Here is a 12,933-nt window from a genome sequence, read left to right as displayed (position 1 = left end):
GTGGACTTCCTGCGCACGGAGAATGACATGTTTGACCGCCGCATCCTGTTGACGACCGTCGCCGGCCTGTTTGGCCTTTCGGCCTTCCGCTGGTTGAGGGCAACGCCCGCCGAGGCTGGAGAGAAGGCCGCGCAAAAGTTCGAGATCGAGAAGACCGACGCTGAGTGGCGGGCCCAGCTCACCCCGCAGCAATATGAGATCCTCCGCAAGGAAGGTACCGAACGGCCAGGCTCCAGCCCGCTGCTGAAGGAGCATCGCAAGGGTACCTTCGCCTGCGCCGGCTGCGATCTGCCGCTGTTCGCCTCGGAGACCAAGTTCGAGAGCGGCACGGGGTGGCCGAGCTTCTACCAGCCGATCGAGGGCAATGTGGGCAAGACCGAAGACCGCACCTTCGGCATGGTGCGCACCGAGGTGCACTGCCGGCGCTGCGGCGGCCATCTCGGCCACGTCTTCGACGACGGTCCGAAGCCGACCGGATTGCGCTACTGCATCGACGGTTTCGGGCTGGTGTTTCATCCCGCGGCGCCGTCGGCGACGTAGGGCGTTATATGAAGTGTCTCCCCGGCAATTGTTGCCGGTCCGGCAATTATGCCCCGGTCATCCGACCGGGGCATGTCTATTTAAGTCATTGATTTCCTGAGAATACCCGCATTGGCATAGGCCTTGCGACGTCTCCTCCGACTGCGGCCACGGGTCTGCCGGCCGCCGAGATCGGATTTGGAGACAAAGTTATGGGTATCTTCGATGCAATGAACACCTCGGTGGGTGGCCTGCAGGCGCAGTCCTACGCGCTTCAGAACATCTCGGGCAACATCGCGAACTCGTCCACCACCGGTTACAAGGGCATCGGGACCTCATTCGAGGATCTCATCCCCGACGCCTCCGTACCGAGCAAGCAGGTCGCCGGCGGCGTCACTGCGCATGCGCAGGCGACCATCACCACCCAGGGCACGATCTCGTCCTCCACCGTCGCCACCAACATGGCGATCACCGGCGACGGCTTCTTCTCGGTGCAGAAGGCGACCGGCGTCGTCGACAACGTGCCGGTATTCAACGGCGTCACGAATTACACCCGCCGCGGCGACTTCCAGGTCAACGCCAACGGCAACCTCGTCAACGGTGCCGGCTACTATTTGATGGGCGTCGCGGTCGATCCAAAGACCGGCAACCCGACCGGCAACGTGCCGACGGTGCTGCAATTCCAGAACAACTTCGTTCCGGCCCAGGCGACCACCGCGATTCAGTATGCGGCGAACCTTCCGACTCAGCCGAACACGGTGGCAAGTTCGACGGCGGCCAGCGGTTCGCTCTTGGCCAATGGTGGTCTTAATCCGTCCGACTTTGCGGCGAACCCGCTGCCGATCGGCACGCCGGCGACGCCCTATTCGGATGCCTCGATCACCGGCACGTCCGTCCACAACGAGAATACGACGCCAGTGCCGATCACCACTGCAACAAAGCTGTCGGGCACCGCGCCGAGCGACTCGCTGACGTCGAACTTCGTCGCCGGCAACACCATCGTCGTGGGCACCTCGCCCGCGACTACCATCACTATCACTGCAGCAGGCACCGGCGCGCAGGACGCAACCCACGTCCGCGCCGACGATACAGTCGGTGACCTGCTCACGGCGATCGGGACCGCCACGGGCGTGCAGCCGACCATCAACGCCTCGACCGGCGCCATCACCTTCCACACAGGCACGGCGCAGGATCTCAGCATCACGAGCACCGCGCCCGCGTTCTCAGCGCTCGGATTCACGAGCCCGGTGACCAAGGCGCGCAACGGCGGCGGCACGGCCGGCACTGGGACGGTGATCGGCAACGACATCGCGACCTTCACCAAGGAATCCATCAGCGGCGGTGCCGTGACGGCCTACAACGCGGCCGGCACGCCCGTGAACATGCAATTGCGCTGGGCCAAGACCGACAGCGCGGCACTGGGCACAGGACATACCGACAGCTGGAACTTGTTTTATCAGACCGACCCGAACGCGACCGGTACGACGGTCGGCTGGGTCAATAGCGGCCAGACCTTCACCTTTGCCAGCGACGGTTCGCTGTCGACGCCGACCGGCTCGGGCATCACCATCAACAACGTCAGCGTCAGCGGCCAATCACTCGGCTCGGTCGCTTTCAACATCTCTTCGGGTGGGTTGACGCAATATGCCAGCACCAGCGGTGCCGTCACCATCAACACCATCACGCAGAACGGCTACGCCGCCGGCCAGCTCCGTTCGGTCGCCGTCAACAACAACGGCCTCGTAGTCGGCACCTTCTCCAACGGCCAAAACCTCGACCTCGCTCAGGTGTCGCTGTCGCACTTCAATGGCACCAACTACCTCAAGGCGCTGGATGGCGGCGCCTATGCCGTCACCGATCAGTCTGGTCCGGCGATCGACGGCGCCTCGGGCACCATCAGCGGCTCGTCCCTGGAGGGATCCAACACCGACATCGCCGACGAATTCACCAAGCTGATCGTGACCCAGCAGGCCTATTCGGCCAACACCAAGGTGATCACGACGGCGAATTCGATGGTCCAGGACCTCCTCAACGTGTTGCGCTGATCAGCGCGTAACGTAACCAAAGGCGGCAAGTAAGATGGGTTTGAGTTCAGCCCTTGCCAGTGCGATGAGCGGTCTGCGTGCCAACCAGGCCGCGCTGTCGATCGTCTCGTCGAACGTCGCAAACTCGCAGACGCCGGGTTACGTCGCCCAGACGCCGAACCAGATCGAAGTCACCACGGGTGACTTCGGCTCGACCGCGAAGACGACCGGCGTCAGCCGCGACATCGACAGCTATGTGCAGAACCAGCTGCGCACCGAGACCGGCGGCAGCGGGTATGCCGACCAGATGGCCAACATTCTGAAGCAGCTTCAGAATGTCTATGGCACGCCCGGCAACAGCGGCACGCTCGAAAACGCGCTGAACAATTTCACCTCTTCGCTCCAGGCGCTCTCGACCAGTGCGGGCTCGTCGTCGGCGCAAACGGTCGCGCTCGGTGCCGCGCAGTCGCTGGCGACGCAGCTCAACGTCACCACCAAGGGCATCCAGTCGCTGCGCTCCAATGTCGAGCAGGATCTCGGCACCTCATCGCAGCAGGCCAACGCGGCGATGAGCCAGATCGCCGACATCAACACCAAGCTCCAGGGGTTGGCTCCGAGCGATCCATCCGCCGCATCTTTGATGGACCAGCGCGACCAGGCCATCAACACGCTGTCGAAATTCGTCGACGTTCGTGTCACCACCGACGGATCAAACCAGACCAACATCTATACCACCACCGGCATTCAGCTTGTCGGCGCGGGACTGGCCTCGCAGTTCTCCTTCGCATCTACCGGCACGCTTTCGGCGACCTCGCTCTACAACGTCGATCCGACCAAGTCCGGTGTGGGGGCGTTGACCATCAAGCTGCCAAACGGATCATCGCTCGACGTCGTCGCCAACAACGTTGTCTCCTCCGGCCAGATCGCAGCCGATCTCAAGCTGCGCGACCAGACGCTGGTGCAGGCGCAGAACCAGGTCGACCAGCTCGCCGCGACGATGTCGAGCGCACTGTCCGACAAGACCACGGCAGGCAGCGCGGTTGCGGGCCCGCCGGCCGGCTTCGACGTCGACCTCGCGGGTGCGGCGCCCGGCAACACCGTCAACATTACCTACACGGATACAACGACCAACACGCAGCGCCAGATCACGCTGGTCAACGTCACCGATCCGGCGGCTTTGCCGCTTCAGAACGCTGCTAACGCTAATCCGATGCAAGTTGGAGTCAATTTCTCCGCCGGCATGGGCGCGATCGCGTCGGCGCTCAGTGCCACGCTTTCCGGTGCGCATCTGTCGTTTTCCGCCGCCCCGTCGCCGGCTACCGCCACGACGTTGCGGATCACCGATGACGGCACCGGTCTCGCCAAGGTCAATTCGTCGGCCGCCACCAAGACGATCTCGTCGCTGACGTCGGGCAGCCCGCAACTGCCGCTGTTCACCGACGGCAGCACGGCGCTCTACACCGGTGCGATCACGGCGTCGGGTTCGCAGATGACCGGCCTTGCCGGCCGCATTTCGGTCAACCCGTCACTGGTCACCGATCCGACAAGGCTGTCGATCTACAGCACCTCGCCGGTGACGCCCACGGGCGACACCACGCGCTCGGACTATCTCTATTCGCAGCTCACCAACACGGTGTTTTCCTATTCACCGCAGACCGGTCTCGGCTCGGCGAGCCAGCCGTTCACCGGCAGCGTCTCGAACTATCTGCAGCAGTTCCTGAGCGTGCAGGCCAACGCCTCGACCCAGGCGACCGCGCTCCAGCAGGGCCAGAGCGTCGTGGTTTCGACGCTCCAGGCCAAGTTCAACTCGACCTCCAGCGTCAACCTGGACTCGGAGATGTCGAACCTGATCCAGCTTCAAAATGCCTATGCCGCCAACGCCCACGTCATGTCGGTGGTGCAGAGCATGATGAATACGTTGATCCAGGCTCAAGGGTAATCAGTAGGGCTCTGAAACATGTCGATCAGCAGCATCAATTACGGCTCGTCAGTCCTCGGCGCGCAGATCCGCAACATCAACCAGCAGCTCACCGACCTGTCGACGCAGCTCTCGACCGGCAAGCTGTCGCAGAATTATTCAGGCATGGGCACCAACGAAGGCTTTGCGATCGCCTCGCGCGCGCAGCTTTCGAACATCGCCGCCTATACCGACACGATCACCAACGTCAACGTCAACATCAACCTCGCCAACACCGCGCTGCAGTCACTGACCACGATCCGCAACACTGTGCAGACGGGCTCGGCCACCTCGTCGCAGGATCTCAACGTCAACGGCCAGACGGTGGCGCAGAACACCGCCGCCGCGCAGTTCGGCTCGATGGTCGGCGTTCTCAACACGCAGTCCGGCAACCGCTACCTGTTCTCCGGCACCGCCTCCAACACGCAATCGGTCGCCAACGCCGGCGACATCATCAACGGCACGACGACGCAGGCCGGCCTGAAGCAAGTCATGGCGGAGCGCCAGGCGGCTGACCTCGGCACCAATGGCATGGGGCGGCTTGTGCAGTCGACGCTGCCCTCGGGCGCGATCCAGGTGCAGGAGGATTCGGCGACGTCGCCGTTCGGGCTCAAGATCGCGGCGGTCTCCTCGACACTAACGGGTGCGACCGTGACCGGCCCAAGCGGCTCGCCGGTGTCGTTCTCGGTCAATCTCAACGGCGTCAATCCGAAGAACGGCGACAAGCTCAGCGTACAGTTCACGCTGCCGGATGGTTCGACCGAGCAGATCGACCTGACGGCGTCCAGCGCTACGCCGACGCCGGTCGGCAGCTTTGCGATCGATCCCGGCAACCCCAATGTCATTCCGGCGGTACCACCCAACCCAGCCATTACCTCGTCGAACCTCAACACCGCGCTGAACACCGCGATCACGAAGCTCGCCAACACCTCGCTGGTGGCAGCATCGGCCGTGACCGCCGGCGATAATTTCTTCAATACCGTGGGATCAGCCACCGCGAATGCGGCGGCCATCGGCAATCTGAGCTCCTATACTTCGACGACCGGGACGGGCTCGGTCGCGTTGCAGGACACCGCAGCGGCGGCTGCGTCTACGACCACGTCGCTCGATCCTTCGGCGACACCCCATCTCAACGGTACCGTTCTCAACGCGCTCGCCAACGCTCCGACCGGGACCACCCTGACCATCACCGGCGCGAACGGCGCCCACACGATCACCTTCGACCCTACCGCCACCACGGTCACGACGGCCAGCGGCAACAGCACGATCGGATTGGCGTCGGGGAGCACCGCGAAGGTGTCTGACATCTTGAATGCGATCGCGACAGCCGCAGGCGTCCCCTCCGCCAACGTGACCCTGAGCGCCAGCGGCAATATCCAGATCGCCACTGGCACCGGCACAGACGTGGCGGTCACCGGCGGTGCGGCGGCCTCGGCGCTCGGTCTCGGCAGCGTGATGCGCGGCAGCGTGCCGTCGACGGCTCCGATCACAGGTTCAACCGTGCTGAGCGGCACTGCGACCACGGGCGGCCCCTCAGTCCTCTCGACGGCGTTCCAGGCGGGATCGGCGGGTCCGCCTGCCGTTAGCCCCGATACGATTACGGTGAACGGTCAGACGCTGACCTTTGTCGCCTCGGGCGCCACCGGCCCGAACCAGATCAACGTTACCGACAACGTCTCAACTCTGCTTAGCAAGATCGATCAGCTCACTGGCACCTCGAAACCATCGACCATCCATGGTGGCGTGATCACGATCAACACGGACGATCCCGGCAGCCTCAACATCACGAGCTCGAACAGCACGGCGTTCGCGGCGCTCGGCTTTACGACGTCCCCTGTCACGGCGGCAAAGGCTCCGCTGCGCGTCGGCTCCTCGCCTGCGGGCTCGGCGACGACCTTGGTGGACGGCTCGGCCACGACCGTGAAATGGTACACCGGCAATGACGGTCCGGGGTCGGCGCGCTCGACCGCGGTGGCGCGGGTCGATGATTCCGTCACGGTGCAATATGGCGCCCAGGCCGACGAGGACGCGATCCGCAAGCAGCTGCAGGCGGTCGCCGTGTACGGCACGTTCTCGACCTCGCCGACCGGGCAATATTCGGGTGCGGCGGTCGCAGCCCTGAGCCTGCGTACCACCCAGGCGCTGACCCCGCAGGCGGGCCAGCAGAAAATCGAGGACATCCAGACCGACATCGCGATGGCCCAGAACACCATGAAGGACGCGACTACGCGCCAGACCCAGGCCAAGGCGCAGCTGCAGAACATCGTCGATCAGGCGGAGTCGGCCTCGCCCGACCAGGTGGCGAGCGAAATCCTGTCGCTTCAGAACGCGCTGCAGGCGTCTTACCAGACTACCGCCAACCTCGCGCAGCTCTCGTTGGTCAAGTACCTGTAAGGGCGCATTAAGGCGCCGTTAACCATGCCTGTTTACCTCTTGGTGAGGATTTGAGCGGGGGCGGAGCCGTCAATGTCGGACAAGATGCAACTGGTGGTGGCTACGCCATGCTTCGGCGGGCAGGTGTCGAGCATTTACGCGAGCTCGATCTTCGCGCTGCAGCGCGCCGTGCACGGCATGTCCAATCTCGGGCTCAAGGTGCACTTGCGCGACGGCGACGCGCTGATCACGCGCGCGCGGGCCAATCTGGTCGCGATGTTCCTGGACGACCCGGACGCGACGCATTTCCTGTTCATCGACGCCGATATCGGCTTCAAGCCGGAGCAGGTCTTCCGGTTGATCGAATCCGGCGCCGACGTTGTCGCCGGCTGCTATCCGATCAAGCGGGTCAATTGGGACAAGGCAACGCGCGCGATCAAGGCGGGACGGACCGACGTCACGGCGGCCTCGCTCGACTACGTGCTCGAGATCGAGGATCCCGACCGCATCGTGGTGGTCAACGGCTTTACCCGCGTGCGCTATGCCGGCACCGGTTTCCTGATGATCCGGCGCCAGGCGCTGGAGGCGATGTGCCGCCATCCGGACTACGCCAATCTGCAATTCTTCCGCGAGCATTCGCATGACTCGCTGGTCGCGAGCCAGAACCGGTTCGCGCTGTTCGAATGCATGATCGATCCGGCGACCGGCACATATCTCTCGGAAGACTTCGCCTTCTGCAAGCGCTGGACCGATATCGGCGGCGAGATCTGGGCCGACATCCAGAGCTCGCTCGACCACGTCGGTCCTTCGGTGTTCCATGGCGACATCGCCTCGCAATTCGCGCCAGCCCCTGCGGCGGCGGCTGACGCGGCGTGAGCCTGTCGGGATGAGCATCGGCGCATCCCACCTCGCAGATATCGAGCGAGCGTCCGAGGGCGGCTCGCGCTATCGCTTGCGTGATCTCTTCACGCCGCTGGATACGCTGCTGGTCTCCGGCGGCGACCAGCGGCTGGCGCTCGACCCGAGGGAGCGCGTCAATGCCTATGGCTGCGCGCCGTCACCCGAACCCGAGATCTGGAATTTCGCCTCATCGACCGCATCGACGATCTCGCAAGCAGGCTATGACCGGGCCGCGCTGGCGCGCGAGGAGCTGGTCCACAAATCGCTGTTCGACGAAGTCGAGATCGCCTTCGACCGGCGCTGCGAGGACCTGCGCGACGAACTGCGCGGACACTTTCAGCTCTCGCCGCGCGTCGATGTCGTGTTCTCGCCATCGGGTACCGATTCCCAGCTCCATGCCTTGTTCCTGGCGCACGCGGTGCTTGGCGGACCGCCGGTGTCCATCGTGGTCGGGGCCGACCAGACCGGCAGCGGAACGGCTCATACCGCACGCGGGCACCATTTCAGCACGATGACGGCGAGCGGCGTTGCCGTGCGCAAGGACGCTGCGATCGCGGGTCTTTCCGGCGACAGCATCGCGGTACCGCTGCTCGACGCCACGTCCGACCTCGCGATGCGCACCGACGCGGATGCCGAGGTCATGCGTGCAATCGAGGACAGCCTCGCGCAAGGCCGGCGCGTTTTGTTGCACATTATGGATTCGTCAAAGCTCGGCTGGCGTGCGCCGAGCGCCGCCTGTCTCGATGAGATCGCGCGGCGCTGGCCGCGCAAGGTTCAGGTCGTCGTCGATGCCTGTCAGGCGCGGCTTGGCCGTCGCCGGCTGCGCTCCTATCTCGATCGCGGTTACATGGTGCTGATCACCGGCTCGAAGTTCTTCGGCGGTCCTGCCTTCAGCGGTGCACTGCTGGTGCCGAAAGGACTGTCGCGCGCGCTCGACCGGATTGAAGGGATCGCGCCGGGCTTCTTCGATTATGCCGGCCGCTGCGACTGGCCGATGATGTGGACGGCGCTGCGCTCGCGCTTCGAACGCCGTCCGAATTTCGGCCAGTGGCTGCGCTGGGAAGCGGCGCTGGCCGAGATCGGCAACTACTACGCCGTGCCGGGGGCGTTCCGTGCCAAGGCGGTCGCCGAGCTCGCAGCCGGCATCGGCAGCATGATCGCGCTGTCGCCGTCGCTGCGCGCCGTACCGGCAGCCTTCGACGAGGCGGGCGTGGACGACGAGGAATTCGCGCGGCCTACGATCTTTCCATTCACGCTGCTTCGCAACGGCAAGCCGGTATCCATCGCCGATACCAGCGCCGTTCATCGCGCTCTGGCGCGGGACATGAACGACGACATCGTCGGGAGCGCGGCGGACCGGCAGGTTGCCGCACAACGCTGTCTTGTCGGCCAGCCGGTGCGGTTGGAGCAACCGGACGGCGCGCCGCAGGCTGCGTTGCGCCTTTGCATCGGCGCGCGGCTCGTCACCGACGCCTGGTCGGCGGACGGCGCGCAAGCGCAACACAATGTGCAGCATATCCTCGATCGCATCGCCCACGTCCTGGTGAAGACCGAGCTGCTGCTTGACCATACCGCCGCTGTGCCGGCGTAGCCCTCATAGGTGTGAGATGTTGCATCCGCTTGCCGCGCCGAACTTTGCCGATCGTATCGGCTTTGCGCATTTGACCCGCCAGGCCTTCGAGGGCATCGATCTGCACCCGTTGCGCGAGCGGTTGCTGGCGCGGATCGCGGAGGGGACGGCGCAGGCTGGCGAGGGATTGGATCTGTCGCTGATCGCCCAGCTGATGGGCGAGAAGGAAGCAGGCCTCGTGATCCAGTCCGAGGTGCTCTCCTTCCATCAATTGTTTCGGACGCCGTCTGCGGCGCCGAAGCCCGGCTTGCGCGTGCTTGCGCTTGCGGCCGACATCGACATGGGCGGCAACACGCCGATCGAATTTTTGCTCGAAGGCTCCGATATCGAGCTCCTGACGCTCTATGTGACCAAAGACAAGGGCCTGCCGGAATCGCTGCCTGAGCACGACGTTGCCATCGTGGTCGCATCCGACTCCGAGGAATGCCGCGAGGCGCTGGCGATGATCGAGAAAGCCGCGCCGCGCTGGCCGCGACCGCTGCTCAATCGCCCCGAGTTGATCGGCAATCTCGATCGCGACAAGCTCTACCGGTTGCTGGCTGATATCCCCGGTCTCGACATTCCCGTGACCGCCAACGCAACGCGTGCGCAATTGACGGCTCTCTCCGAAGGGCGGATCGCTTGCGCGGAGATCTCGGGCGAATTGCACTTTCCGATGATCGCACGGCCGCGCGGCACGCATGCCGGCGTCGGGCTTGCGAAGGTTGACGATGCTACGGCGCTCGCGGCCTATCTTGCCGAACGGCAGGAGCAGGATTTCTTCGTGGCGCGTTTCGTCAACTACGCGAGCCCCGACGGACTCTTCCGCAAGATCCGGCTCACCATGGTCGACGGCAAGCCTTATGCCTGCCACATGGCGATCGCCGATCGCTGGGACATCTGGTATCTCAACGCCTACATGGCGTTCAGCGAAGAGAAGCGCGCCGAAGAAGCCATCTTCATGCAAGACTTCGATCGCGCCTTCGCAGCACGTCACAAGAATGCGCTCGACGAAATGAGCCGGCGCGTCGGTCTCGATTATTTCATCGTCGATTGCGCCGAGAACCAGAACGGCGAGCTCTTGGTGTTCGAGGCCGACAACACGGCCGTCGTGCACAACATGGATTCGCCAGTGGTGTTTCCGTACAAGCCGCCGCAGATGCGCAAGATCTTTGCCGCGTTCGCCGCGATGCTGTCGCGGCATGCCAAAGCCGGCGTGGGGAGTGCAGCATGAACGAGATCATCCGCAACGCGCTGGCATCTGTCACGAACGGATCGCTCGATCCGCAGGACTGGAGCGAGTTTCGTGCACTCGCCCATCGCATGCTGGACGAGGCGATCGACGGCATCGCCAATGTCCGCGCGCGGCCGGTCTGGCAGCCGATCCCCGACGAGGTTCGCGCGGCAGTCCGGACCGACGTGCCGCGCGAAGCGACGTCTCTCGCCGACGTCTATCGCGAATTCTCCGAGCATGTTGCGCCTTACGCGACCGGCAATGTTCATCCCGGCTTCATGGGCTGGGTGCATGGCGGCGGCACCGCCGTCGGCATGGTCGCGGAGATGCTCGCAGCAGGCCTCAATGCCAATCTCGGCGGACGCGATCACATGCCGATCGAGGTCGAGCGTCAGATCGTCGCGTGGATGCGCGGCTTGTTCGGCTTTCCGGAAGGTGCGAGCGGCATTTTCGTCACCGGTACGTCGATGGCCAATCTGATGGCGGTGTTGGTGGCGCGTACCAGCGCGCTCGGTACGCTGGCGCGGCAACACGGCATCGGCAATGACGGAACGTTGCTCACGGCCTATGCGTCGAAGGCCGCGCATGGCTGTATCTCCCGCGCGATGGACATCGCGGGCTTCGGCACCGACGCGCTGCGCAAGATTGGTGTCGACACCGATCATCGCATCGATGTCGCCGCGCTGCGCGCGCAGATCGCGATCGATCGCGAGGTCGGCTTCAAGCCCTTCTTGGTCACGGCATCGGCCGGCACGGTCGACATCGGCGCGATCGACGATCTCAAGGCGATCGCAGACCTGTGCCGCGAAGAGGGCATCTGGTTTCACGTCGATGGTGCCTTCGGTGCGCTTGCGATCCTCTCGCCGGAGCTTGCGCCGCTGCTCGATGGCATCGAGCTTGCGGATTCGATTGCGCTCGACTTCCACAAATGGGGGCAGGTGCCTTATGACGCCGGCTTCCTGCTGGTGCGTGACGGTGAGCGGCATCGGCAGGCCTTTGCGCAGCCGGCGGCCTATCTGAGCCGCGAGGCGAGGGGGCTAGCCGCCGGTGCTGTCTGGCCGTGCGATCTCGGTCCGGATCTGTCGCGCGGTTTTCGTGCGCTGAAGACGTGGTTCACGCTGAAGACATTCGGCACCGACCGGCTGGGTGAGGTGATCGCACGCAGCTGCGCGCTCGCGCGATATCTCGAGACGCGCGTGCTAGCCGAGCCCAGGCTCGAATTGCTCGCGCCGGTCAATCTCAACATCGTCTGCTTCCGTTATCGCGCCGACGATGCGATCAATCGGGAGATTGTCGCCGATGTCCAGGAGTCCGGCATTGCCGCACCGTCAAGCACGATGCTGGACGGCAAGTTCGCGATCCGCGCGGCGATCGTCAATCATCGTACCGCCGAGACGGATATCGACGCACTGGTGTCGGCCGTGATCAAGTTCGGTACGCAGCGGACCGGCGGATTGATCGAGGTCGATGCGCCGCCGCTCGCGGCGCAGTGATATCAGAGAGCGTCAAAATAAAGCCGCCCCGGACATGGTCCGGGGCGGCTTCGTTTCAGATGTGCGAAGCGCTCAGGCGGCCGAGCTGACGTCACCCTTGATGCCATCCTTTGGGTGGGTGGCCTCGAACTGCTCACGCAGCTTGTCTTCATAGGCGATCAGCTTGCGGGCATCCTTCAGGGCCCGGTAGAGATCGCCGCTCATGATGTGGTTGTTGATCTCTTCGATGATCGGCCAGGCGCTTGGCACGGCGGTGACGATGTCGCGCACCAGGTTGAAATAGGTGCCGTGCTGGCCCTGCGGGTCCGGCGAGATGTACATGAGCTGGACCGCCAGATAGACGAGCTTGGCCGGCGTATCCGCGGTCTCGGGCGTGAGAATGTCGCGCTCGCGCAGGATCGGCACGTTCTCGCCGTCGATCAGAAGGCGGGCGCGCTGGTCGGTGTTGGTGATGACGCAGTTCCCGACAATGATGCGTTCGTGCGGCCTGAGCTCGACCTTGAGGGCCATTTGCCTGTTCTCCATCAACGCTTTCGTAACCGAAGCGCGTGTTGCGGCGTATCAGGGTGCAATACTCCCTCAACATTAGTTAACGAGTTGTGAATCCGGGCCAGCGCCACGGAAAAGCTCAATCATATCAATGTTGAAATTGCCCGGCGGCGCAGCGTCACGTCGGCACTGATTGCCCGAATCACGCCGCGACTCAGCGAAAGCGGCGATTTCATTTCATGCTTCGTTAGATTCTCGGCGCCACGGTCCGCCGGTCGCTGGATCAATCAAGATCCATGCAGACGCGTAACAGTAGCGTCGTTTACCAGAAAGGT

General features: G+C 64.1%; 9 protein-coding genes. 8 read left to right on the top strand and 1 reads right to left on the bottom strand.

Annotation, left to right across the window (positions count from 1 at the left end; all coding sequences use genetic code 11):
- Positions 1 to 27: 27 nt before the first annotated feature.
- From msrB to NLM32_RS31370, 8 genes are all read left to right on the top strand, one after another.
- Positions 28 to 540: a peptide-methionine (R)-S-oxide reductase MsrB gene (gene msrB / locus NLM32_RS31405; protein ID WP_254132605.1), complete on the top strand. Its 513-nt coding sequence runs from the start codon at positions 28 to 30 to the stop codon at positions 538 to 540.
- Positions 541 to 731: 191 nt separating this feature from the next.
- Positions 732 to 2,564: a flagellar hook protein FlgE gene (locus NLM32_RS31400; protein ID WP_254132604.1), complete on the top strand. Its 1,833-nt coding sequence runs from the start codon at positions 732 to 734 to the stop codon at positions 2,562 to 2,564.
- Between the two features lie 34 nt (positions 2,565 to 2,598).
- Complete coding sequence (flgK, locus tag NLM32_RS31395) at positions 2,599 to 4,482, top strand: flagellar hook-associated protein FlgK (RefSeq protein WP_254132603.1); 1,884 nt, start codon at positions 2,599 to 2,601, stop codon at positions 4,480 to 4,482.
- A gap of 18 nt (positions 4,483 to 4,500) precedes the next feature.
- Positions 4,501 to 6,894, top strand: coding sequence for a flagellar hook associated protein (locus NLM32_RS31390; protein WP_254132602.1), 2,394 nt, complete (start codon positions 4,501 to 4,503; stop codon positions 6,892 to 6,894).
- 72 nt (positions 6,895 to 6,966) lie between these two features.
- The gene (locus NLM32_RS31385; protein ID WP_254132601.1) at positions 6,967 to 7,749 is read left to right on the top strand and encodes a hypothetical protein; all 783 of its coding nucleotides are present in this window, start codon (positions 6,967 to 6,969) and stop codon (positions 7,747 to 7,749) included.
- A gap of 10 nt (positions 7,750 to 7,759) precedes the next feature.
- On the top strand, positions 7,760 to 9,364 hold the full coding sequence (locus tag NLM32_RS31380) for a hypothetical protein (RefSeq protein ID WP_254132600.1): 1,605 nt from the start codon (positions 7,760 to 7,762) through the stop codon (positions 9,362 to 9,364).
- Between the two features lie 16 nt (positions 9,365 to 9,380).
- Complete coding sequence (locus tag NLM32_RS31375; protein WP_254132599.1) at positions 9,381 to 10,616, top strand: RimK family alpha-L-glutamate ligase; 1,236 nt, start codon at positions 9,381 to 9,383, stop codon at positions 10,614 to 10,616.
- On the top strand, positions 10,613 to 12,109 hold the full coding sequence (locus NLM32_RS31370) for an aspartate aminotransferase family protein (protein WP_254132598.1): 1,497 nt from the start codon (positions 10,613 to 10,615) through the stop codon (positions 12,107 to 12,109). The genes NLM32_RS31375 and NLM32_RS31370 overlap by 4 nt, the downstream gene beginning before the upstream one ends.
- 72 nt (positions 12,110 to 12,181) lie before the next feature.
- Here the strand turns inward: NLM32_RS31370 and flbT are convergent, their stop codons facing one another.
- A complete protein-coding gene (gene flbT, locus NLM32_RS31365; RefSeq protein WP_254132597.1) occupies positions 12,182 to 12,619 on the bottom strand; it encodes a flagellar biosynthesis repressor FlbT in 438 nt (145 codons plus the stop codon).
- Positions 12,620 to 12,933 lie beyond the last annotated feature (314 nt).

The sequence above is a fragment of the Bradyrhizobium sp. CCGUVB14 genome (genome assembly GCF_024199935.1).
Classification (GTDB): domain Bacteria; phylum Pseudomonadota; class Alphaproteobacteria; order Rhizobiales; family Xanthobacteraceae; genus Bradyrhizobium.
The sequence above is the reverse complement of the archived record's forward strand: the minus strand, read 5'-3'. Positions and strand labels throughout refer to the sequence as shown.

Coding starts and splice junctions, on each gene's coding strand:
- msrB (WP_254132605.1), top strand. CDS start 28: ATGTTTGACCGCCGCATCCTGTTGACGACCGTCGCCGGCCTGTTTGGC.
- NLM32_RS31400 (WP_254132604.1), top strand. CDS start 732: ATGGGTATCTTCGATGCAATGAACACCTCGGTGGGTGGCCTGCAGGCG.
- flgK (WP_254132603.1), top strand. CDS start 2,599: ATGGGTTTGAGTTCAGCCCTTGCCAGTGCGATGAGCGGTCTGCGTGCC.
- NLM32_RS31390 (WP_254132602.1), top strand. CDS start 4,501: ATGTCGATCAGCAGCATCAATTACGGCTCGTCAGTCCTCGGCGCGCAG.
- NLM32_RS31385 (WP_254132601.1), top strand. CDS start 6,967: ATGTCGGACAAGATGCAACTGGTGGTGGCTACGCCATGCTTCGGCGGG.
- NLM32_RS31380 (WP_254132600.1), top strand. CDS start 7,760: ATGAGCATCGGCGCATCCCACCTCGCAGATATCGAGCGAGCGTCCGAG.
- NLM32_RS31375 (WP_254132599.1), top strand. CDS start 9,381: ATGTTGCATCCGCTTGCCGCGCCGAACTTTGCCGATCGTATCGGCTTT.
- NLM32_RS31370 (WP_254132598.1), top strand. CDS start 10,613: ATGAACGAGATCATCCGCAACGCGCTGGCATCTGTCACGAACGGATCG.
- flbT (WP_254132597.1), bottom strand. CDS start 12,619: ATGGCCCTCAAGGTCGAGCTCAGGCCGCACGAACGCATCATTGTCGGG.